This is a genomic window from Xanthomonas sp. LF07-6 (assembly GCF_034105445.1).
Lineage (GTDB): Bacteria > Pseudomonadota > Gammaproteobacteria > Xanthomonadales > Xanthomonadaceae > Xanthomonas_A > Xanthomonas_A sontii.
Genome location: NZ_JAXGGI010000025.1, coordinates 1 through 21,859, shown reverse-complemented (window position 1 = coordinate 21,859; position 21,859 = coordinate 1). Strand labels below are relative to the sequence as shown.

Sequence of the window (21,859 nt, the reverse complement as noted above, 5' to 3'; positions counted from 1 at the left end):
AACTTTTTCACTTCGTCAACACCTTTTTGAAGAGGTTTCTGACGCCCTTGCCGCGTTGCCGTGAAGGCGTTGCGTCAGGGGAGGGAAAGTATGGCCCCAAATCGGGCGCTTGGGAAGAGGGTGTGAAAACTTTTTTCACTCTCCCCTCGCGGCGAGCCTGATGGCGGTCTTCCGGCCCCGCCAGAGCATCCACTGCCGGGAAGTAGCGATTGCTCTGTGGATAGACGGACCGACCTTAGATCGACTGCTCTCTATCTATATAGAGCATGCGCCGCAGCATCTCCTCGGCCCTCCCGCCGCTGCGGATCAGCCGCAGTGGCCGGGTGCGGCCTCACCCGGCGATCAGTTGCACCCGGGCAAACGTCCGCTTGCCGACCTGCAGCACGCCTTCGAAGCCCGGCGCGAAGCTCTGCTGCGGATCCTCGACCACCTCGCCAGCCACGCGCACCGCCCGCTCCTTGAGCTTGCGGCTTGCCTCGGAGTTGCTGGCGGTCAGCCCCGCAGCGGTAAGCAGCGCGGCGATCCGCAGGCCTTCCGCCGGCACGGCGACCTGCTGCAGCGGCAAGGCGCTGGTGTCGCCCTGCCCGGTCACCACGGCGTGCCAGCCGACGATGGCCTGCTCGGCGGCGGCGGCATCTTGGAAGCGGGTGGTCAATTCGCGCGCCAGGCGCAACTTCACTTCACGCGGATGCAGACTGCCGGCCTGCACCTGCTGGCGCAGCGCCTGCGCTTCGTTCACGCCGATATCGAAGGACAGCAGTTCGATCCAGCGCCACATCAGCTCGTCGCCGATCTTCATGGTCTTGGTGACGATGTCGATCGCCGGTTCGCTGATGCCGATGTAGTTGCCCAGCGACTTGGACATCTTGTTGACCCCGTCCAGGCCCTCCAGCAGCGGCATGGTCAGCACGATCTGCGCCGGCTGCCCGTAGTGCTCCTGCAGGCCGCGGCCCATCAGCAGGTTGAACTTCTGGTCGGTGCCGCCCAGCTCGACGTCGGCCTTCAGCGCCACCGAGTCGTAGCCCTGCACCAGCGGGTACAGGAACTCGTGGATGGCAATGGACTGCTGCGCCGCGTAGCGCTTCGCGAAGTCGTCGCGCTCGAGCATGCGCGCCACGGTGTGCTGGCCGGCCAGCCGGATCATGTCGGCCGCGCTCATCTGCCCGAACCATTCGGAGTTGAAGCGGACCTCGGTGCGCTCCCGGTCCAGCACCTTGAACACCTGCTCCTCGTAGGTGCGGGCGTTGGCCAGCACGTCCTCGCGGGTCAGCGGCTTGCGGGTGACGTTCTTGCCGGTGGGGTCGCCGATCATCCCGGTGAAGTCGCCGATCAGGAAGATCACCTGGTGTCCCAGGTCCTGGAACTGGCGCATCTTGTTCAACAGCACGGTGTGACCGATGTGCAGGTCCGGCGCGGTGGGATCGAAGCCGGCCTTGATCCGCAGCGGGCGGCCGCTGCGCAGGCGGGCCTCCAGTTCTTCACGCTTGAGGATTTCGTCGGCACCGCGGCCGATCAGGACAAGGGACTCTTCGATCGTGGACAAAACAGTAACTCCGGCGAATGGCGTCAACAAACGTGAATGGCGTTAAGAGCGAGTTAACCGTGCAGCCAGGTGAAAATTCGAGCCGGCTCAATGGTTTGACGCGCTGTGGAACGATGTTTATGGTAGCCGAGTTTTGAGCTCGCGCTTCGGGCTCGTGAGGAAGCCTTGATGCCCAACAGTGATCAGGAACGCGCGCGCCGGCAGCGGTTCCAGCAACGCCTTCACGTTCTCCACGACACTGCGCTGCATCGCAAGTTGAAGGAACATCTTCCCGCCGGCCGCTGGACGCGCCGCCACTGGATCCACGCCAGCCTGTTCGCCACCATCGGCGCGATGGTCGCCACGATCGTCCCGGGCTTTTCCAACGCCATCGACGTGCCGCTGCAGACCACGCAGGCGACGCTGGCGCTGCCGTTGCCGCCGATCTCGCTGGCGCAGCAACAGCAGGCGGCGATCACCGACAACTGGCAGGTGGTGCGGATCGAGTCCGGGCAGACCCTGGGCTCGGTGTTCGAGAAGCTCGGCCTCCCCGCCACGGTGATGCAGCGGGTGCTGGACCATCCGGGCACGCACGACGCGCTGACCAAGCTGCGTCCGGGCGCGGAAATCGGCTTCGACCTGGCGACGTCGGGCGATCTGCGCGCCCTGCGCTTCGACCGCGATGCCACCCACCGGGTGGAGCTGTCGCTGCTGGACGACGACATCAAGGAAAAGGTGATCGAGCGCGAGACCAGCACGCGCACCGTGGTCACCAGCGGCGAGATCACCAGTTCGCTGTACGTGGCCGCACGCAAGGCCGGGCTGTCGCCGTCGGCGATCGCGACGATGACCGACGAGATCTTCAAGTACGACATCGACTTCGACAAGGACCTGCAGCCGGGCGACCGCTTCAGCGTGGTCATGGACGAGACCTGGCGCGAAGGCGAGCGCATCGACACCAGCAAGATCCTGGCCGCGACCTTCACCACCCGCGGCAAGACCTACAGCGGCTTCCGCTTCGAGCGCGGCGGCAAGCCGGCCGAGTACTTCGACGTGACCGGGCGGCCGCTGAAGAAGAGCTTCATCCGCATGCCGGTGTCCTACAGCCGCATCAGCTCCACCTTCGGCGCGCGCAAGCACCCGGTGCTGGGCACCATGCGCATGCACAAGGGCATCGACTACGCGGCGCCGACCGGCACCCCGATCATGGCCGCCGGCGATGCGCGGGTGCAGTTCGTCGGCACCCAGCGCGGCTACGGCAACGTGGTGATCCTGGATCACGGCAAGGGCTACAGCACGCTGTACGGGCACATGTCGCGCTTCGGCGGGATCAAGGCCGGCCAGCGCATCAACCAGGGCACGGTGATCGGCTATGTCGGCATGACCGGCATGGCCACCGGTCCGCACCTGCACTACGAATTCCGCGTGGACGGGGTGCAGCGCAATCCGGCCTCGGTGACGATGCCGCCGCCGACCCCGCTGGCCGGGGCCGAACTGGCCGCGTTCCGTGCGCAGACCTCGCCGGCGCTGGCGCGCATCCAGCGCGTGGAGAAGCTGATCTACGCCGATGCCGGCGAGCCGGACGCGAAGAAGAAGAAGGTCGTCGCGTCGTCCAAGGCCGCCACGTCGCACGACGCCGGCTGAGCGCCGGTAGCCGGTTCCGCCGCGCCGCGCATTGACGGGCGGCGGCGCCTGGCCCACGCTGCGGCGCCGACCGCCGCCTGGTGTCTTGCATGCCCTCGCCTTCCGCCGTTCCCGACGACGCCCTGTTCCTGGGCCTGATGTCCGGCACCAGCGCCGACGGCATCGATGCCGCGCTGGTGCGCTTCGACCACGACGGCAACCCGCAGCTGCAGCTGGGGCGCACCTATGCGTGGGCACCGCAGCAGCGCGCGGTGCTGATCGCGCTGGGCGAAGGCGGCGACATCGCCTCGCTGGACGCGCTGGGCCAGCTCGATGCAGAGGTCGCGATCGCCTTCGCCGAGGCGGCGCTGCGCCTGCTCGACGACGCCGGGGTGGCGCCGGCCGCGGTGCGCGCGATCGGGTCGCACGGGCAGACCGTGCGCCATCGCCCTCTGGCCGACCCCGCCTTCACCTGGCAGCTCGGCGACGGCAACCGCATCGCCGAACTGACCGGCATCGCCACGGTCTGCGACTTCCGCCGCCGCGACGTCGCCGCCGGCGGCCATGGCGCACCGCTGATGCCGGCCTTCCATGCGGCGATGCTGGGGGCGGCGCACGAGGACCGGGCCGTGCTCAACCTCGGCGGCATCGGCAACCTGACCTTGCTGCCGGCGCACGGCGCGGTGCGCGGCTTCGACACCGGCCCGGCCAACGCGCTGCTCGATGCCTGGTGCCAGCGCCATCGCGGCCAGCCCTACGATGCGGGCGGCGCGTTCGCCGCCAGCGGCGCGGTCGACGCCGACCTGTTGCAGCGCCTGCTGGCCGATCCGTGGTTCGTGCTGCAGCCGCCCAAGAGCACCGGGCGCGAGCAGTTCCACCTGCGCTGGCTGGAGGCCTGCCTGGACACCCCGTCGCCTGCGCCGGCCGCGGTGCAGGCGACGCTGCTGGAACTGACCGCGGCCACCATCGCCGATGCGCTGCTGGCGCAGCAGCCGGCGACCCGGCAGTTGCTGGTGTGCGGCGGCGGCGTGCACAACCCGCTGTTGCTGGCGCGGCTGCAGGCGCGCTTGCCGGGGGTGCAGGTGCACTCGACCCAGGCGCAGGGCCTGGACCCGGACTACATCGAAGCGATGGGCTTCGCCTGGCTGGCCCGGCAGACCCTGGCCGGGCTGCCGGGCAACCTGCCGTCGGTCAGCGGCGCGCGCGGGCCGCGCATCCTCGGCGCGATCCACCCCGCGTAAGCGAGGCGTCGGGATTCAAAAGCCGCTGCCGGCTGGCAGCGCGCGCAAGGCCGCGATCGCCTCCGACAGCGCATCCACCTCGCGGTGCTCGAACCCGCTGCGCACGTCGTGCTCGCTGGAGAACAGGCCCTGCTCGATCAGCGCCAGCACCGCCTGGCGCTGGGTCCAGCCGCGCGCGACGGCGATGCGGCGGATGCGTTCGAGCAGGAACGGGTCGATATCGCGCAACACAAGGTCGCTCATGCGGACTCCCGGGCGGCGGCGCACGCGTGCGCCGTTGCCCATCATCCCCGTCCGGGGACGGCCTTTCAATCGCTGGACGGCAATGGCTGTGAGGGAGTTGCGGATGCGCGCCTCGTACACACGCGGCTGCTATGGCCGAGAAACCCAGCGATCAGGGTGTTTTCTGCACGCCCTCCTCTTCCCTCATTCGTGGCTCACGCCAGATGAGCCAGATGATCATCGGTAACGCAAGGATGCCAATCGCAGCGGTATAGACAAAGAACGGAGGATAGCCCCAGGCGTCCACGATCTTGCCCCATTGACTGGCGATCGACTTGGCGGGAAGGCTCCACAGGGTTCCGAACAGAGCGTATTGCGTCGCCGTGTAGTTCGGACTGGTCAGCGATGACATGTAGGCGATGAAGGCCGTCCCGGCGATACCGTTGGCCACGTTGTCGGCGCTGATCGCAGTCGCCAGCCAGGCGATCCCGGGGTGGATGCTGGCGATATGCGCGTAGATCAGGTTGGCGCCACTAAGCAGGACCAATCCGATCAGCAACGTCCGCGCTATGCCGTAACGACGGACCAGGATGCCTGCCAGAAAAGCGCCGACGATCGTCATGAGGATCCCATAGACTTTGGAGACCAATGCGATCTGTTCCAGCGTAAACCCCATGTCCAGATAGAACGTATTGGCCGCAACGCCCATCGTGGTGTAGTTGAGTCGGTAGGTGATCACCAGGGAAAGGGACAAGATGCCCACCTTCCAGCCCATCCGCGCAAAGAAATCGACGAACGGGCAGATCACGGCACCGATGCACCAAGCAACCGTCGCTCTGATCCACGCCGGCCAACGCTGCGCGCGCGTGCGGAACGCCTCCACCATGGGTTCGATCGGACGTATTGGACCGCTGGTGCCCGTCATGGGTTCGGCAATGCAGAGCGTCGTGACAAGACCGACCAATCCGCAGACCGCCATGATCAGGTAGGACGCCTTCCAGCCCAGTTCTGCCGCCAAGGTCAGGGCACCGGCGCCGGTACAGATCAGCGCCAACTGGTAGCCAGCCTGATAGGCGGCGACCATCGCGCCTTGCGTATCGGCCTGAGCCGCCTCGATTCGATAGGCGTCCACGACAATGTCCTGGGTTGCCGCGGCGAAAGCAGTGCAGACGGCAAGCAATGCCACCGCGCGCGCGTCCAGCGCGGGATTGGCCAGCGCGAGTGCGACCAGGCCGGCAACGACGCCGATCTGTGCAACCAGCATCCAGCTACGCCGCCGACCAAGTCGCGAGAGAACCGGGATCGGCAGACGGTCCACGATCGGCGACCAGAAGTACTTCAACGAGTACGCCAGCCCGACCAGACTGAAGTAGCCGATGGTGGTCCGGTCGATGCCGGCCTGGCGCAGACGCGCCGACAGCGTGGTCAGCACCAATGCGAACGGCAGCCCCGAGGAAAATCCCAGAAACAGCATCGCCCGCACCCGCGGGTTGGCGTATACGTCCAGCGACCGCCACCAAGCGCCCAGTGCTCCGATCACGTGCGGTAGTCCACCGTGAACGGCGCGTGGTCGGAGAAGCGCTGCGCGGTATAGATCGAACAGCCCTGCAGGCGCTCGCGCAGGGTCGGGGTGACGAACTGGTAGTCGATGCGCCAACCGACGTCGTTGGCGCGCGCCGCGCCGCGGTTGCTCCACCAGGTGTAGTCCTGGCCGTCCGGATGCAGCGCGCGGTAGGCGTCGACCCAGCCGCGGCCGCTGGCCGCATCGGCCTCCTCGGCGCGGTCGGCGCACAGGCCGTTGAGCCAGTCGCGCTCGGCCGGCAGGCAGCCGGAGTTCTTCTGGTTCGACTTCCAGTTCTTGATGTCCAGCGCCGAGCGCACGATGTTCCAGTCGCCGCACAGCACGTAGTCGCGGCCGCTGTGCAGCCACTCCACCAGGATCGGCCGCAGCCAGTCCATGACCTGGAACTTGTAGCCCTGGCGCAGCTCGCCGGAGGACCCGGAGGGAATGTAGAAGGACACCACGCTCAGGTTGCCGAAGCGCGCCTCGATGTAGCGGCCCTCCTCGTCGAACTCGGGCCAGCCCAGCGCGGTCCGCACCTCGTCCGGCTCGCGCTTGCTGTAGATGGCCACGCCGCTGTAGCCCTTCTTGGTGCTGGCGTCGCGGAACCAGACCCGGTAGCCGTCCGGCAGGAACGCCGGCCCGGCCAGCTGATGCTCCTGCGCCTTGGTCTCCTGCACGCACAGCACATCCGCCTGCTGGGTGGCGAACCACTCGAAAAAGCCCTTGGTGGCGGCCGACCGCAGGCCGTTGGCGTTGAAGCTGATGATGCGCATGGAAGAGCCGGGAATGGGGAAAGGGGAAGAGGGAATGGTGAAAAGCATAGCGGTTGTTCCGTCTTCGCGGTCCTGCTGGGGTACGCTTTATCGATTCCCTATTCCCGTTTCCCCATTCCCGGCCCCCCAATGACCGACTACCGGCACCGTTTCCTGCAACTGGCCCTGGACGTGGAGGCGCTGCGCTTCGGCGAGTTCACGCTGAAGTCCGGGCGCCTCAGTCCGTATTTCTTCAATGCCGGGCGCTTCGATTCCGGCGCCAGCATGGCGCGGCTGGCGGCGTGCTACGCCGATGCGGCCGACGCCGCCGGGCTCGACTTCGACCTGCTGTTCGGCCCTGCCTACAAGGGCATTCCGCTGGCGACGGCGGTGGCCTGCGAGTACGCGCGGCGCGGGCGCGATTTGCCGCTGGCGTTCAACCGCAAGGAAGCCAAGGCGCACGGCGAAGGCGGCAGCCTGATCGGCGCGCCGCTGGCCGGCCGCCGGGTGCTGATCGTGGACGACGTGATCACCGCCGGCACCGCGATCCGCGAGGCGCTGGGCATCATCCGCGCCGCCGGCGGCGAACCGGCCGCGATCCTGGTCGCGCTGGACCGCCAGGAGATCGCCGCCGAGGACGACCGCCGCTCGGCGGCGCAGGCGGTGGCCGCCGAGGCCGGCGTTCCTGTGGTCTCGGTCGCGCATCTGGGTGACCTGCTTGCATTCATCGACGGAAACGCAGACCTTGTCGGCTTCCGCGAACCGCTGCTGGCCTACCGGGCCCGCTACGGTTGCGCTTCGTCTGGCTGACAGCAGGGGGCTGCCACGATGCCGATCCGACCACGCACTCGCGTCCTGCCGGCGCTGTTTGCGCTGCTCGCCTTGCCGGCCGCCGCGCAACAGGCGTCGGCACCGTCCAAGAAGCTGTACTGCTGGAACCAGGGCGGCCAACGCACCTGCAGCGACGCGCTGCCGCCGGAAGCAGTGAACCAGGCGCGCGACGAGTTCAACGCCACCAGCGGCATGCGCAGCGCCGAGGTGGGGCGTGCGCTGAACGCCGAGGAACGCGCCGCGGCCGCCGCCGACGCCGCGCAGCAGCGCGCCGACCAGGCCGCGCTGGAGACGCGCAAGCGCACCGACCAGGCGATGCTGCTGTCGTACCAGACCGAGGACGAACTGCGCCGGGTGTTCGCCGAGCGCATCGGCATCGTCGACAACAACATCCAGACCGCGCGCTACAACGTGGAGAGCCTGCGCCAGGGCCTGATCGGCCTGCTGTCCGGCGCCGGCGCGCGCGAGCTGGCCGGGCAGAGCGTGCCGGCCAAGACCGCCGACGACGTGCAGCAGCGGCACCGCGCCCTGCTGTGGCAACTGCGCATGCAGAAGAACTTCGAACAGCAGCGGCTCGGCCTGGATCAGGAAATCGAGGACGTGCTGCAGCGCTATCGCGCGGCCCGGGGCAACGGCCCGGCACAGTCCGCGACCACCGCCGGCGGCTGAGCCGTCGCACACGCCGGCGCCCGGACCAGTCCGGGCGCGCGACGCCGCCTCAGAAGGTCGGCGCCAGGCCCGGCAGCACGGCCTGCAGCTGGGCGCGGAACAGCGCCTTGATCCGCTCCAGCGCCGCCGCGTTGTCGGCTTCGAAGCGCAGCACCAGCACCGGCGTGGTGTTGGAGGCGCGCACCAGGCCCCAGCCATCCGGGAAGTCGGCGCGCAGCCCGTCGATGGTCAGCAGCCGCGCGCCGGCGAACGGCGAGCCCTCCTGCTGCGCCTGGGCGACCAGCTCGGCGACCAGCGCATGCGCGTCCTGCCCGTCCACCGGCAGCTTGATCTCCGGCGTGGCCACGCTGTCGGGCAGTTCGGCCAGCACTTCCGACGGCGATTCCTCGCGCTGGGCCAGGATCTCCAGCAACCGCGCCGCCGCGTACAGGCCGTCGTCGAAGCCGTACCAACGCTCCTTGAAGAAGAAGTGGCCGCTCATCTCGCCGGCCAGTTCGGCGTCGGTCTCGCGCATCTTCGCCTTGATCAGCGAATGCCCGGTCTTCCACACCAGCGGGCTGCCGCCGTTGCGCAGCACGTAGTCGGACAGCTTGCCGGTGCACTTGACGTCGTAGATCACCAGCGCGCCGGGATTGCGTTGCAGCACGTCGGCGGCGAACAGCATCAGCAGACGGTCCGGGTAGATCACCGTGCCTTCCTTGGTGACCACGCCGAGGCGGTCGGCGTCGCCGTCGAAGGCCACGCCGAGGTCGGCGTCGAAGCGCCGCACCGTCTGCACCAGATCCTCGAGGTTGTGCGGCTCGCTGGGATCGGGATGGTGGTTGGGGAAGGTGCCGTCGACGTCGCAGTACAGCGGCACGACCTCGGCACCGATCGCTTCCAGCAGGCGCGGCGCCAGTTCGCCACCGACGCCGTTGCCGGCATCGGCCACCACCTTGAGCGGGCGGTCCAGTTGCACGTCGTCGGCGATGCGCTGGATGTAGTCGTCGCCGACATCGCGCTGTTGCAGCCGGCCCGGCTCCTCGGCCGTGGGCAGGCGGCCGGCGCTGATCCGCGTGTACAGGTCGGCGATGGCGGCGCCGGACAGGGTCTCGCCGCCGACCACGATCTTGAAGCCGTTGTAGTCGGCGGGGTTGTGGCTGCCGGTCACCGCCACGCAGCTGCCGGCGCGCAGGTGGTAGGCGGCGAAGTAGACCACCGGGGTCGGCGCCAGGCCGATGTCGGTGACGTGGCAGCCGGCGCGGCGCAGGCCTTCGATCAGTGCGGCCGACAGCTCCGGCCCGGACAGGCGGCCATCGCGGCCGACCACCACCTCGTTGAGCCCCTGCTCCTGCATCACCGCGCCGATCGCCTGGCCGATCAGCGCGGCGACCTGCGGGCTGAGGTCGCGGCCGACCACGCCGCGGATGTCGTAGGCGCGGAAGATCTCCGGCGCCACCGTGAACGCCGGCACCGGCTTGGCCGGCGCGGTTTCCTCGGCGGTGGACGAAGGTGGCGGGGGCGGCTCCTGGCGTTGCAGGCTCTGCTGCAGGGTGTGTTCTTCGGCCACCGCCGGGCCGGCGCGGCGCACCCGCGGCTGCGGCAGGCGCCCGCGCGCGGCCAGCAACAACAGCGCGCCCAGCACCAGGCACAGGGCGGCGACCAGCAGGCAGGGCAGTGCGCCCAGCCCCAGCGGACCGGCTTCGGTATCCGGCAGCGAGGCGACCATGCGCAGGCCGCTGTCGCCGACCGGGCGCGACATCGCGTCGGCGCGATCGTGCAGCGCATTGTCGCCGGCGGCGATCACGTCGTAGCCGCCCTGGCGCAGGGCCAGATAGCCGGTGCCCGGCACCGATGCCTGCGCGACCGGGTCGGTCAGCAGCGCCAGTGGCAGGCGCAGATACACCACCCCGGCGTTGCCGCCCAGCGAGACCGGCGCGGCCAGGCCAAGCCGCGGGCCGCCACCGTCGCGGATCACCGCGCTGGCGAGCTTGCCGGTCATCAGCGCTTTCTCCAGCAGCGCCAGGCGGCCGTAGCCGAAGTGCGCCGCATCGGTGTAGCCCGGCTCCAGGTCGGCCGGCAGCACCTGCGCGTCCTCGGCCTGCGCCCAGTCCGCACGCAGCGCCTGGGCGGCGGCCGCGGCGTCGCCGCGGCTCAGGGCCGCCTGCACGGCCGGCTGCTGCAGGCGTTCGGACAGGCGTTTGCCCACGCCCGCCAGCGCCTGCTGGGTCTGCGTCACCGCGGCATCGCGCGCCTGCTCCAGGGTGGTGGCGGCCTGCTCGGCACGCCATTGCTCGACCCCGCTCCAGCCGAACCAGACCACCAACAGCACCAGCAGCACCGTCAGCAGAGGCGCCACCTTGCGCAAACCCTGCGGCACCGGCCGCGCTTGTGTTGCCTCGCTCATGCAGACGATCCCCTGTCAGCGCACTCCGGTATGGCCGAATCCACCCGTTCCCCTGGCGCTGTCGGCGAAAGTATCCACCACCTGCAGGGCGACACGCACGACCGGCATCACCACCAGCTGCGCGATGCGGTCGCCGGGGGCGATGGTGAAGTCCTCGCGGCCGCGGTTCCAGACGCTGATCAGCAGCGGCCCCTGGTAATCGGCGTCGATCAGGCCGGTGCCGTTGCCGAGCACGATGCCGTGGCGGTGGCCCAGGCCCGAGCGCGGCAGCACCACCGCGCACAGCTGCGGATCGGCGATGTAGATGGACAGGCCGCTGGGGATCAGCGCGGTGTCGCCCGGCGCCAGGGTCAGCGGCGCCTCGGTGGCCGCGCGCAGGTCGAGCCCGGCGCTGGCTTCGGTGGCGTAGTCGGGCAGCGGCCAGCTGTCGCCGAAGCGCGGATCCAGCAGCTTCACCTGCAGCGGATAGGGCGTGGGAGTGCTCATGCGTGCAGCCTCTGCGCGATCAGGTCCAGCAGTTGTTCGGCCAGCTGCGTCTTGGAGACCGCCGGGAAGTCGCGTTCGCCATCCTGCCAATAGGCGGTGGCCGCGTTCTGGTCGCTCTCGAAGCCGTTGCCGGCCACCCCCACCCGGTTGGCCACGATCAGGTCCAGGTGCTTGTCGGCGAGTTTGCCACGGGCATAGCGCTCGATGTCGTGGGTCTCGGCGGCGAAGCCGACCACCAGCTTCAGCGCCTGGGTCTGCGCGGCGACCTCGGCCAGGATGTCCGGAGTGCGGGTCAGTTCGAGGGTGAGCGTCTCGCCGCTCTTCTTGATCTTCTGCGCCGCCACCTGTTTTGGCGTGTAATCGGCGACCGCCGCGGTGCCGATGTAGATGTCCGCCGGCAGCGCGCCGAGCACCGCCTCGCGCATCTGCGCGGCCGAGCGCACATCGATGCGCTGCACGCCGTCGGGCGTAGACAAATGCACCGGGCCGCTGACCAGCACCACCTCGGCGCCTTGCCGGACCGCGGCCGCGGCCAGCGCGTACCCCATCTTGCCGCTGCTGCGGTTGCCCAGGTAGCGCACCGGATCCAGGTCTTCGTAGGTGGGGCCGGCACTGATCACCACGCGCAGGCCGCGCAGGGCGGCAGTGCCGGTGCCAGCGCCGGAACGCGCCGGGACGGCGGCCGCGGCCGGCTTGGCCGACGCGGCGCTCTGGTCGGTGCGCCCAACGAGCGCGGCGACGATCTGCTCCGGTTCGGCCAGGCGACCGGGGCCGGACTCGCCTTCGGCCAGCGGGCCATCGTTCGGGCCGACCACCTGTGCACCGCGCGCGCGCAGGGTGGCGATGTTGGCCTGGGTGGCCGGGTGCAGCCACATGCGGTGGTTCATCGCCGGGCACACGGTGAGCGGTGCGGTGCTGGCCAGGCACAGCGTGCCCACCAGGTCGTCGGCCAGCCCGTGCGCCAGGCGCGCCAGCAGGTCGGCAGTGGCCGGGGCCACCACCACCTGCTCGGCCCAGCGGGCCAGTTCCAGGTGACCCATCGCCTGCTCGGCGCCACTGTCCCACAGCGTGGTGCGGGTGAGATGGCCGGACAGCGCCTGGAAGCTCAGCGGGGTGACGAACTGCTGCGCGCCGGCGGTCATCGCCACCTGCACCTCGGCGCCGGCGTCGCGCAGGCGCCGCACCAGTTCCAGCGCCTTGTAGGCGGCGATTCCCCCGCCGACGCACAACAGCACACGTCGCCCCGGCAGGGGCCTCTCGAAAATCGCGGTCACGTCGGGAATGTCCTACCCATACAAGGACGATTAGCTTACCCGATGGTTTTTGGCGGCCTGATACCGTTGCGCCATGTCGGCCGGCACCCTGGCGATATGCACATCTCCGACTGGCCCTGCGAAGAACGTCCCCGGGAAAAGCTGCTGGCACGCGGTCCCCGGGCCCTTTCCGACGCCGAACTGCTGGCGATCTTTCTCGGCTCCGGCCTGCCCGGCAGCGACGCGGTACGCACCTCGCGCGACCTGCTGCAGCGGCACGGGCCGTTGCGCACGCTGCTGGACCGATCGCCCGGCGACCTGGTGCGCCTGCCCGGGCTGGGCCCGGCGCGGGCCTGCCAGCTGTCGGCGGCGCTGGAACTGGGCCAGCGCCACCTGGCCGCGGAACTGCAGCGCGGCGACACCCTCAGCAATCCGATCACCGCCGGCCGCTACTTCGCGCAACGCCTGCGGGCGCGGCCGTACGAGGTGTTCGCCGCGCTGTTCCTGGACACCCGGCACCGCTGGCTGGCGTTCGAGGAACTGTTCCAGGGCACGCTGGACGGCGCCGAGGTGCATCCGCGCGAGGTGGTGCGGCGTGCGCTCACGCTCAACGCCGCCGCGGTGATCATCGGCCACAATCACCCGTCCGGAAACCCGGAACCCTCGCCCGCCGACCGCGCCGTCACCGACCGGCTGAAACAGGCGCTGGACCTGATCGACGTGCGCCTGCTCGACCACTTCATCGTCGGCGACGGCGTGCCTGTCTCGATGGCATCGCGCGGCTGGGCCTGAACCGAGGCGGCGGCCGGGCGTGCCATGTCGCGGGACGCCGATCCCGGCGAGGCCGGCCCCGGGCCACGCCGGCGGTCAGCCGGCCAAGCCCCAGGGGCGCAGGCGCGTGCTGGTCGCGGCGTCGCGGCTGAGGTCGGGCTGAACCCGGGACGGGCCGGGAGGCGGCGGGTCGGGTAAAATCGCCGGTTCCGCGCTTCAAGCAGAGATCTCGTGAAATCCCAACTCCGCGCCCTGATCGGTCAAGGCATCGAAGCCTTGCGCGCCAATGGCACCCTGCCGGCCGACACCCTGCCGCCGGACTTCGTGGTCGAGCGGCCCAAGACCCGCGAGCACGGCGACTTCGCCACCAACGCGGCGATGCTGCTGGCCAAGGCCGCGCGCACCAATCCGCGCGCCCTGGCCCAGCAGCTGGTGGACGCGCTGCCGGCCAACGACGACGTCAGCAAGGTCGAGATCGCCGGCCCCGGCTTCATCAATTTCCATCTCGGTCCCGGCGCCTACCAGCGCGAGGTGCTGGCGGTGCTCAAGCAGGGCGAGGACTACGGCCGCAGCCTGGTCGGCAACGGCCGCACCGTGGGTGTGGAGTACGTCTCGGCCAACCCGACCGGGCCGCTGCACGTCGGCCACGGCCGCGCTGCGGCCATCGGCGACTGCCTGGCGCGCCTGCTCGAGGCCAACGGCTGGAACGCCAAGCGCGAGTTCTACTACAACGACGGCGGCAACCAGATCGAGAACCTGGCGCGCTCGGTGCAGGCGCGCGCTTTGGGCAAGACGCCCGACAGCCCCGACTGGCCGGAAGAAGGCTACCGCGGCGACTACATCCAGGACGTGGCCGACGCCTACATGGCCGGCGCTGCGGTCGACCTGGAAGGCCATGTGGTCACCGGCGCCAAGGATCCGCAGGACCTCGATGCGATCCGCCGCTTCGCCGTGGCCTATCTGCGCAACGAGCAGAACCACGACCTGGCCGCGTTCGGCGTGGATTTCGATATCTACTTCCTGGAAAGCTCGCTGTACCGCGACGGCAAGGTCGAGGAGGCGGTGCAGAAGCTGATCACCTCCGGCCATACCTACGAAGAGGGCGGCGCGCTGTGGCTGAAATCCACCGATTTCGGCGACGACAAGGACCGCGTGATGCGCAAGTCCGACGGCAGCTACACCTACTTCGTGCCGGACGTGGCCTACCACCTGAGCAAGTGGCAGCGCGGCTACGTGCGTGCCATCACCGAACTGGGCGCCGACCACCACGGCTCGCTGGCGCGCGTGCGTGCCGGCCTGCAGGCGATGGACCTGGGCATCCCCAAGGGTTGGCCGGAGTACGTGCTGCACCAGATGGTCACGGTGATGCGCGGCGGCGAGGAAGTGAAGCTGTCCAAGCGCGCCGGCAGCTACCTGACCCTGCGCGACCTGATCGAGGAAGCCGGCCGCGACGCCACGCGCTGGTTCCTGATCGCGCGCAAGCCCGATTCCCAGCTCACCTTCGACATCGACCTGGCGCGCCAACAGAGCAACGACAACCCGGTGTTCTACGTGCAGTACGCGCATGCCCGGGTGTGCAGCCTGCTGCGCCAGGCGCAGGAGAAGAAGCTGGACTACGACCAGGCCGATGGCCAGGCGCAACTGAACCGGCTCAGCGACGCGACCTCGCTGGAACTGATGCAGGAACTCTCGCGCTACCCGGAAGTGGTGGAGAATGCGGGGCATGCGCTGGAGCCGCACCTGATCGCGCAATACCTGCGCGAACTGGCGACGGCCTTCCACACCTGGTACCACGGCACCCCGGTGCTGGTGGACGACGCCGGCGAACGCAACGCCAAGCTGACCCTGGCGGTGGCGGCGCAGCAGGTGCTGGCGAACGGTCTGAATCTCCTGGGCGTCTCGGCCCCGGAAAAAATGTGAGTGGAGAAGCGGTAAATGGCAGCACGACGCGGTAAGACCCAGGCCCGGCGCAACAGCGGCAACGGCACGCCCGGGTGGGTGTGGCTGATCGCCGGCGCGGCGATCGCCGCGGTGGTGTTCCTCGGCGCGCCAGGGCTGTTCAAGAAGGACGGCGACTTCCTGCGCGTGGGCGGCCCGCGCGCCAATCCGGATGCGCAACCGGCGCCGGTGGCCGATGCCGACGTCGATGCGGCCCCGGACCTGCCCAAGCCCGCCGCCAACGCGGCCGGCAGCACCAAGCCGGAAGCGAAGAAGGACGCGCAGACCCAGTACGACTTCTACACCCTGCTGCCCGGCAAGGAAGTGCAGATGTCCGACGCCGAACTGGCCGCCAGCGCGCGCGCCGAGGCCATTCGCCAGGCCAAGGCGCAGGCCGCTGCAGGCACGGCCGCCACCGGCACCACTCCGGCCGCGGTCGCCACCGCACCGACCGCGACGGCGGCCAACCCGACCCCGCTGCCGGAGACGCCGAGCGCGGCCGCCAGCGCCCCCGCCGCCGCCAAACCGGCGGCCACCACGGCAACGCCGGCCGCGACCACCGCACCGGCGACTGCCGCGGCGGCGGCCGCGCCCGACAACGCGCGCTACATCCTGCAGGCCGGCTCGTTCGGCGCCTCCGGCGATGCCGAGTCGACCAAGGCCAAGCTGGCGATGCTGGGCCTGTCGGCGCGCGTGGAATCGGCGCAGATCAGCGGCAAGACCGTCTATCGCGTGCGCATGGGGCCGTACGGCACCGCCAGCGAACTGGCCGAGGCCAAGCAGAAGTTGAACGGCAGCGGGCTGTCGGCGATCGCGATCAAGGCGCAGTGAGGCCGGGAATCGGGAATCGGGATTGGGGAATGGGTGAAGCGGCTTTCTTGCCGTTTTCACCTGTACTTGCGTGGAAGCGTTGTCGCTGCTGACATTGGGCCGCGTTGGCTTGATATGACGTTGCAGTTCCACGGCAGCGTGCTGCCGGCGACTACGCAAAAGAATTAGCAGCCAGGGAATCTGGAATGGGGAGGCGAGCACGTCCCGTTCCGCGCGACGAGGCCTGAAGACGCTTCGGATCCACGCGCTGTCGCGCCGCGCTGGCCCGTCTCAATCATCGAAGCCGACTTCCCCCACGGGCACACGCGCTGTCGACGCGCGCGACCGGGTTTTGCTTTTACCATTCCCGATTCCCCCCTCCCCATTCCCGGCTCCCCCAATGACCCAGACTGCCCTGATCACCGGTGCCACCTCCGGTTTTGGCGCCGCCGCCGTGCGCCGCTTCGTCGATGCGGGCTGGCGCGTGATCGCCACCGGCCGCCGCGCCGAGCGCCTGCAGCCGCTGCTGGACGCCTTCGGTGCCGAACGCGTGCACATCGCCGCCTTCGACATCCGCGACACCGATGCGCTGGACGCGATGCTGGCGGCGCTGCCCGAGGCGTTCCGCGGCATCGACCTGCTGGTCAACAACGCTGGCCTGGCCCAGGGCACCGCGCCGGCGCAGGCCGCGCAACTGGACGACTGGCGCACGATGATCGACACCAACATCACCGCGCTGGTGACGCTGACCCATCGCCTGCTGCCGACGCTGATCCAGCGCCGCGGCGCGATCATCAACATCAGCTCGGTCGCCGCGCTGTATCCCTACCCCGGCGGCAACACCTACGGCGGCACCAAGGCCTTCGTCAGCCAGTTCTCGCTGGGCCTGCGCTCGGATCTGCATGGCACCGGCGTGCGCGTCACCGCGATCGAACCCGGCATGGCCGAGACCGAGTTCACCCTGGTCCGCACCCATGGCGACCAGAAGGCCTCGGACACGCTCTACCAGGGTGCGCAGCCGATGACCGCCGAGGACATCGCCGAACAGATCTTCTGGGTGGCGACGCTGCCGCCGCATCTGAACATCAATCGATTGGAAATCATGCCGGTGACGCAGTCCTTCGCCGGCTTCCAGGTCGCGCGGCAACCGGCCTGAACGGCCGCGGGGCCGCTCCGCGGGGCCCCGCCACGTCCCGTCTCTCTCGCGCCCGTGCGGCGAAGGCCCTCTGCCGCACGGTCGGGACGGACGCTTGTCGCGCCGGCCGGCTGGCGATTCCGACAACTCCTTAACGAAATGATATAACATCGCACAATCGGAGCCGCGTTCGTACGTCGGACCGCGCACCACCCGCTCGCCCGCAGCCCAGCCGCTGCCGCCAGTCTCCACTCCCCTTGTCCGCAGCCATCATGAAGACCTACACCCATGCCCTCGCCGTGCTGGCCGGGCTCGCGGCCGGCGACGGCGCCGCGCAGACGACACCCGACACCACTACCACGCTCGGCACCGTGGAAGCGCGGCGCCACAGCGCCGCCTCGCTGTCCACGCGCAACATCCTCAGCTCGGTCGACGTGCTCGGCAGCGAGCAGATCGCCGACAAGCAGGTCATGAACAGCTGGGAGTTGCTGGGGCAGATGCCCGGCATGCAGCTCACCGAAACCCGGCAGGGTGCCGAGTCCGGCAAGGTCACCTTCCGCGCTTTCAACGGCGAGGGCTACATCAACGGCATCAAGGTGCTGATCGACGGCGTGCCGAGCAACGTCAACAGCGGCAACCAACGCTTCATCGACATGATCTTCCCGCTGGAGATCGCCTACATCGAGGTGGTGCGCGGCACCAACGATCCGCGTTACGGCCTGCACAACATCGGCGGCAACTTCAACATCGCCACCCGCCAGGGCGGCGACTACCAGGACCTGCGGCTGAGCTACGGCAGTTTCGCCACCCGCGAACTGCAGTACGCCGTCGGCCATGAGGCCGATGGCCTGGCGCAGAACTATTTCGTCGGCGCGCAGGCCGCGCATGGCTATCGCCAGCACGACAGCTCGCGCAAGTACACGCTCGGCGGCAAATGGTTCTACGGCGAAGACGACGATGCCGCACGCATCGGTCTGATCGCACGCGCCTACCACCACGAGGCCGACGAATCGGGCTTCCTCACCGCCACCGAGTTGGCCGAGGACCGCGACCAGTCGCCGCCGAAGAACGCCAACGACGGCGACGACCGCGACATGCGCCAGGCCAGCGTGCACGCCGACTTCAAGCTCGGCGGCGGCTTGCAATTGCGCAACACCCTGTACCTCAACCGTTACCAGGACGACCGCCGGATCACCTTCACCCGCTATCCGCTGGGCAACGCGCCACGGCAGCGTCGGCAATGGGACGAAACCCAGACCGGATTGCTCAGCACCGTCACCTGGCAGGCCAGCGATTTGCTGAGCATGGAAGGCGGCTTCAACGCCGAGCACCAGGACAACCGTTACCGGCGCTCGCGCTACGCCTACAGCGTGCCGACCGATTTCGACCGTGCGCCGGCACGCGTGCAGAACGACGACCGCTACAGCCTGGATAACCTCGGCCTGTACCTGCAGGCGGTGATCCAACCGAGCGATGCGCTGAAGATCGTTCCCGCATTCCGTGCCGACCGCTTCTCCGGCGAGACCGCGCTGCCCGGCGGCGTGCATGCACCGCTGCAGCGCTACGGCTGGATCGACCAGCCCAAGCTCAGCGTGATCTACGCGCTGAGCCCGCAGCTGAGCGTGTACGCCAACTGGGGCCGCACCTTCCAGATCCTCACCGGCTCGACCGCCCCGGCCTACCTGACGCCAGGGCAGAGCACGTTCCGGCCATCGATCAATACCGGCAAGGAGCTGGGCCTGAAACTGCAGCCGGTCGTCGGCACCGAGGCGCGCGTGGCGGTCTGGCGCCAGGATGCCACCGACGAAGTGGCCAACATGCCCAGCACCGGCACCACGGTCGGGCTCGGCCAAACCCGCCGGCAGGGCGTGGACCTGCAACTGAGCACGCAACTGGGCGAGCGCTGGACGCTGTGGCTGTCGCACGCGATCCAGGAAGCCAAGGTGGTCAGCGCCTTTACCGCGAGCGGCGAGTCGCTGCGCGGGCGCGAGGTGTTCTCCACCCCGCGCTACATCAGCAACGCCGGTGTCGACTACCGGCCCGATGCACGCTGGAAGCTGGGGCTGCAGGCGCGCGCGCAAGGCGACTACTACATCGACGAACGCAATACCCAGGGCAAGTACGGCGGCTTCCGCGTGGTCGATGCCAGCGTGCGCTACCAGCTCAGCCCGCGCACCAGCCTCGACCTGCAGGTCAAGAATCTCACCGACGCCCGCTACGCCTACGTCTGGTACGACAACTTCTTCTGGGGCGGCAACGACCAGCCGATGTTCTCGCCGGCGCCCGGACGCGCGGCCTATCTCGGCTTCGAACTGCGCCTGTAGCCATCGCCGACGTCGGCGCGGTCCGCTGCGGCCGCGCCTCTGCCTCCCCGGCGCCGTCCGGGCCACGCAGGTGCCACGGCGCGGTTGCCTGCGTGGCGCAGACAACCGCGCGATTTTCCCCGCGAAATCGCATAACATCGCCTTCACGGAGCGAGGTACGCCCAGCGTACCGAACAAGCAAGCCCCGCAACCTCGCCGTTGCCGCCAGCCCTCCGCTGTCCCCACTTGCTTGCAGACCCCATGAAGATCGACTCCCTTGTCCTGGCCGTACTGGCCGGGCTTGCCGCCGGCCATGCCGCCGCGCAGACCCTCACCTCCGAGACCACCACCACCCTGGGTACCGTGGAGGCGCGGCGCGAGACCGCCGCCTCGCTGTCCACCCGCAACATCCTCAGTTCGGTCGACGTGCTCGGCAGCGAGCAGATCGGCGACAAGCAGGTCATGAACGGCTGGGAGCTGTTGGGCATGATGCCCGGCGTGCAGCTCACCGAGATCCGCCAGGGCGCCGAATCCGGCAAGGCCACCTTCCGCGCTTTCAACGGCGAGGGCTACCTCAACGGCATCAAGATCCTGATCGATGGCGTGCCCAGCGATGCCAACAGCGGCAACCAGCGCTTCACCGACATGATCTTCCCGCTGGAGATCGCCTACATCGAAGTGGTCCGTGGCACCAACGACCCGCGCTACGGCCTGCACAACATCGGCGGCAACCTCAACATCGCCACCCGCCAGGGCGGCGACTACCAGGACCTGCGGCTGAGCTACGGCAGCTTCGCCACGCGCGCACTGCAGTACGCCGTCGGCCATGAGGCCGGCGGCCTGGCGCAGAACTATTTCGTCGGCGCCCAGGCCACACAAGGCGAGCGCGCGCACGACAGCGCGCGCAAGTACACGCTCGGCGGCAAGTGGTTCTACGGCGAAGACGACGACACCGCGCGCATCGGCCTGATCGCCCGCGCCTACCATCTGAAGGCCGATGCGCCCGGCTTCCTCACCGCCGCGCAATGGGACGACGACCGCGACCAGTCGCCGCCACAGAATGCCAACGACGGCGGCGAGCGCACCCTGCGTCAGGCCAGCGTGCATGCCGACTTCAAGCTCGGCGACGGTGTGCAGCTGCGCAACACGCTGTACGTCAACCGCTACGACGAGGAGCGCCGCGTCACCTTCACCCCCTACCCGATCGGCAACGCACCGCGGCAGCGCCGGCAATGGGACGAAACCCAGACCGGCCTGCTCAGCACCGTCACCTGGCAGGCCAGCGACCTGCTGAGCGTGGAAGGCGGCCTCAACGCCGAGCACCAGAACAACCGCTATCGCCGCTACCGCTATGCCTACGCGGTGCCGACCGATTTCTGGAGCGCGCCGGCGCGCGTGCAGAACGACGACCGCTACACGCTCGACAACCTCGGCCTGTACCTGCAGGCGGTATTGCAGCCGACCGACGCGCTGAAGATCGTGCCGGCGTTCCGCGTCGACCGCTTTTCCGGCGACACCACGCTGCCCGGCGGCGGGCACGCGCCGCTGCAGCGCTACGGCTGGATCGACCAGCCCAAGCTCAGCGTGATCTACGCGCTGACGCCGCAGCTGAGCGTGTACGCCAACTGGGGCCGCACCTTCCAGATCCTCACCGGCTCCACCGCGCCGGCCTACCTGACGCCGGGCCAGCCCGGCGTGCGGCCGTCGATCAACACCGGCAAGGAACTGGGCCTGAAACTGCAGCCGGCCACCGGCACCGAGGCGCGGGTGGCGGTCTGGCGCCAGGACGCCACCGACGAGGTGGCCAACAACGTCAGCTCCGGCACCACCGTGGGCCTGGGCCAGACCCGGCGCCAGGGCGTGGACCTGCAACTGAGCACGCAACTGGGCGAGCACTGGACGCTGTGGCTGTCGCAGGCGCTGCAGGAGGCCAAGGTGGTCAGCGCCTACAACGCCTCGGGCGAATCGCTGCGCGGCCGCGAGGTGTTCTCGGTGCCGCGCTACATTAGCAACGCCGGCGTCGACTACCGGCCCGATGCGCGCTGGACCTTGGGCGTGCAGGCGCGCGCGCAAGGCGACTACTACATCGACGAGCGCAATGCGCAGGGCAAGTACGGCGGCTTCCGCGTGGTCGATGCCAGCGTGCGCTATCAGCTCGGTCCGCGCACCAGCCTCGACCTGCAGGTCAAGAACCTCACCGACGCTCGCTACGCCTACGTCTGGTACGACAGCTTCTTCTGGGGTGGCAACAATCAGGCGATGTTCTCGCCAGCGCCCGGGCGTTCGGCCTATCTCGGGTTCGAACTGCGGCTGTAGGGCACCTCGCATCACCTGCATCCGCCACAGCGTGCCG

Annotated in this window: 17 protein-coding genes; 10 read left to right on the top strand and 7 right to left on the bottom strand. The window is 69.2% G+C overall.

Features of this window, described 5'->3' with window-relative positions:
- Positions 1-331: 331 nt before the first annotated feature.
- On the bottom strand, positions 332-1,543 hold the full coding sequence (gene tyrS, locus SLW56_RS20615) for a tyrosine--tRNA ligase (protein ID WP_295906853.1): 1,212 nt from the start codon (positions 1,541-1,543) through the stop codon (positions 332-334).
- A 168-nt stretch (positions 1,544-1,711) separates the two neighbouring features.
- Here tyrS and SLW56_RS20610 point away from each other — a divergent pair, with 168 nt between their 5' ends.
- Both SLW56_RS20610 and SLW56_RS20605 read left to right on the top strand, forming a co-directional pair.
- Complete coding sequence (locus SLW56_RS20610; RefSeq protein WP_267087776.1) at positions 1,712-3,166, top strand: peptidoglycan DD-metalloendopeptidase family protein; 1,455 nt, start codon at positions 1,712-1,714, stop codon at positions 3,164-3,166.
- 89 nt (positions 3,167-3,255) lie between these two features.
- On the top strand, positions 3,256-4,386 hold the full coding sequence (locus SLW56_RS20605; RefSeq protein WP_295912185.1) for an anhydro-N-acetylmuramic acid kinase: 1,131 nt from the start codon (positions 3,256-3,258) through the stop codon (positions 4,384-4,386).
- Positions 4,387-4,401: 15 nt separating this feature from the next.
- On the opposite strand, the gene SLW56_RS20600 is transcribed toward SLW56_RS20605, so the two are convergent.
- The 3 genes from SLW56_RS20600 to SLW56_RS20590 all read right to left on the bottom strand — a co-directional run bounded on the left by SLW56_RS20600 (position 4,402) and on the right by SLW56_RS20590 (position 6,945).
- The gene (locus tag SLW56_RS20600) at positions 4,402-4,629 is read right to left on the bottom strand and encodes a hypothetical protein (RefSeq protein WP_026143529.1); all 228 of its coding nucleotides are present in this window, start codon (positions 4,627-4,629) and stop codon (positions 4,402-4,404) included.
- Between the two features lie 151 nt (positions 4,630-4,780).
- The gene (locus SLW56_RS20595) at positions 4,781-6,148 is read right to left on the bottom strand and encodes an MFS transporter (RefSeq protein WP_152181182.1); all 1,368 of its coding nucleotides are present in this window, start codon (positions 6,146-6,148) and stop codon (positions 4,781-4,783) included.
- Positions 6,145-6,945, bottom strand: a complete 801-nt coding sequence (locus tag SLW56_RS20590) for an exodeoxyribonuclease III (protein WP_017912369.1) — start codon at positions 6,943-6,945, stop codon at positions 6,145-6,147. Before SLW56_RS20590 ends, SLW56_RS20595 begins: the two co-directional genes overlap by 4 nt.
- Positions 6,946-7,074: 129 nt before the next feature.
- Here SLW56_RS20590 and pyrE point away from each other — a divergent pair, with 129 nt between their 5' ends.
- Positions 7,075-7,734 carry an orotate phosphoribosyltransferase gene (gene pyrE / locus SLW56_RS20585; protein WP_017907592.1) on the top strand — a complete coding sequence of 220 codons (660 nt, stop codon included), beginning with the start codon at positions 7,075-7,077 and terminating at the stop codon, positions 7,732-7,734.
- An 18-nt stretch (positions 7,735-7,752) separates the two neighbouring features.
- Entirely contained in the window at positions 7,753-8,424 is a 672-nt protein-coding gene (locus SLW56_RS20580) for a hypothetical protein (RefSeq protein ID WP_295906856.1), read from the top strand.
- A 49-nt stretch (positions 8,425-8,473) separates the two neighbouring features.
- Here the strand turns inward: SLW56_RS20580 and SLW56_RS20575 are convergent, their stop codons facing one another.
- The 3 genes from SLW56_RS20575 to coaBC are packed head-to-tail and all read right to left on the bottom strand — an operon-like array spanning position 8,474 to position 12,570.
- Positions 8,474-10,810, bottom strand: coding sequence for a phosphomannomutase/phosphoglucomutase (locus SLW56_RS20575; RefSeq protein WP_320695395.1), 2,337 nt, complete (start codon positions 10,808-10,810; stop codon positions 8,474-8,476).
- Positions 10,811-10,825: 15 nt separating this feature from the next.
- Positions 10,826-11,296 (bottom strand): dUTP diphosphatase, encoded by a 471-nt coding sequence (dut, locus tag SLW56_RS20570; RefSeq protein WP_017907877.1) that lies wholly within the window; start codon positions 11,294-11,296, stop codon positions 10,826-10,828.
- Positions 11,293-12,570, bottom strand: coding sequence for a bifunctional phosphopantothenoylcysteine decarboxylase/phosphopantothenate--cysteine ligase CoaBC (coaBC, locus tag SLW56_RS20565; protein WP_193313915.1), 1,278 nt, complete (start codon positions 12,568-12,570; stop codon positions 11,293-11,295). The genes dut and coaBC overlap by 4 nt, the downstream gene beginning before the upstream one ends.
- Positions 12,571-12,666: 96 nt before the next feature.
- On the opposite strand from coaBC, the gene radC reads away from it, so the two are divergent.
- The 6 genes from radC (at position 12,667) to SLW56_RS20535 (ending at position 21,822) form a co-directional block, all read left to right on the top strand.
- Positions 12,667-13,341: a DNA repair protein RadC gene (gene radC, locus SLW56_RS20560; RefSeq protein WP_152237292.1), complete on the top strand. Its 675-nt coding sequence runs from the start codon at positions 12,667-12,669 to the stop codon at positions 13,339-13,341.
- A 210-nt stretch (positions 13,342-13,551) separates the two neighbouring features.
- Positions 13,552-15,240 carry an arginine--tRNA ligase gene (argS, locus tag SLW56_RS20555; RefSeq protein WP_017907880.1) on the top strand — a complete coding sequence of 563 codons (1,689 nt, stop codon included), beginning with the start codon at positions 13,552-13,554 and terminating at the stop codon, positions 15,238-15,240.
- Between the two features lie 15 nt (positions 15,241-15,255).
- Positions 15,256-16,089, top strand: a complete 834-nt coding sequence (locus SLW56_RS20550; protein ID WP_152181185.1) for an SPOR domain-containing protein — start codon at positions 15,256-15,258, stop codon at positions 16,087-16,089.
- Between the two features lie 379 nt (positions 16,090-16,468).
- A complete protein-coding gene (locus SLW56_RS20545) occupies positions 16,469-17,224 on the top strand; it encodes an SDR family NAD(P)-dependent oxidoreductase (protein ID WP_017917008.1) in 756 nt (251 codons plus the stop codon).
- A 251-nt stretch (positions 17,225-17,475) separates the two neighbouring features.
- Positions 17,476-19,527, top strand: a complete 2,052-nt coding sequence (locus tag SLW56_RS20540; RefSeq protein ID WP_320695394.1) for a TonB-dependent receptor — start codon at positions 17,476-17,478, stop codon at positions 19,525-19,527.
- Between the two features lie 240 nt (positions 19,528-19,767).
- Positions 19,768-21,822 carry a TonB-dependent receptor gene (locus SLW56_RS20535; protein WP_295864460.1) on the top strand — a complete coding sequence of 685 codons (2,055 nt, stop codon included), beginning with the start codon at positions 19,768-19,770 and terminating at the stop codon, positions 21,820-21,822.
- Positions 21,823-21,859 lie beyond the last annotated feature (37 nt).

Coding starts and splice junctions, on each gene's coding strand:
- SLW56_RS20610 (WP_267087776.1), top strand. CDS start 1,712: ATGCCCAACAGTGATCAGGAACGCGCGCGCCGGCAGCGGTTCCAGCAA.
- SLW56_RS20605 (WP_295912185.1), top strand. CDS start 3,256: ATGCCCTCGCCTTCCGCCGTTCCCGACGACGCCCTGTTCCTGGGCCTG.
- SLW56_RS20600 (WP_026143529.1), bottom strand. CDS start 4,629: ATGAGCGACCTTGTGTTGCGCGATATCGACCCGTTCCTGCTCGAACGC.
- SLW56_RS20590 (WP_017912369.1), bottom strand. CDS start 6,945: ATGCGCATCATCAGCTTCAACGCCAACGGCCTGCGGTCGGCCGCCACC.
- pyrE (WP_017907592.1), top strand. CDS start 7,075: ATGACCGACTACCGGCACCGTTTCCTGCAACTGGCCCTGGACGTGGAG.
- SLW56_RS20580 (WP_295906856.1), top strand. CDS start 7,753: ATGCCGATCCGACCACGCACTCGCGTCCTGCCGGCGCTGTTTGCGCTG.
- SLW56_RS20575 (WP_320695395.1), bottom strand. CDS start 10,810: ATGAGCGAGGCAACACAAGCGCGGCCGGTGCCGCAGGGTTTGCGCAAG.
- dut (WP_017907877.1), bottom strand. CDS start 11,296: ATGAGCACTCCCACGCCCTATCCGCTGCAGGTGAAGCTGCTGGATCCG.
- radC (WP_152237292.1), top strand. CDS start 12,667: ATGCACATCTCCGACTGGCCCTGCGAAGAACGTCCCCGGGAAAAGCTG.
- SLW56_RS20550 (WP_152181185.1), top strand. CDS start 15,256: ATGGCAGCACGACGCGGTAAGACCCAGGCCCGGCGCAACAGCGGCAAC.
- SLW56_RS20545 (WP_017917008.1), top strand. CDS start 16,469: ATGACCCAGACTGCCCTGATCACCGGTGCCACCTCCGGTTTTGGCGCC.
- SLW56_RS20540 (WP_320695394.1), top strand. CDS start 17,476: ATGAAGACCTACACCCATGCCCTCGCCGTGCTGGCCGGGCTCGCGGCC.
- SLW56_RS20535 (WP_295864460.1), top strand. CDS start 19,768: ATGAAGATCGACTCCCTTGTCCTGGCCGTACTGGCCGGGCTTGCCGCC.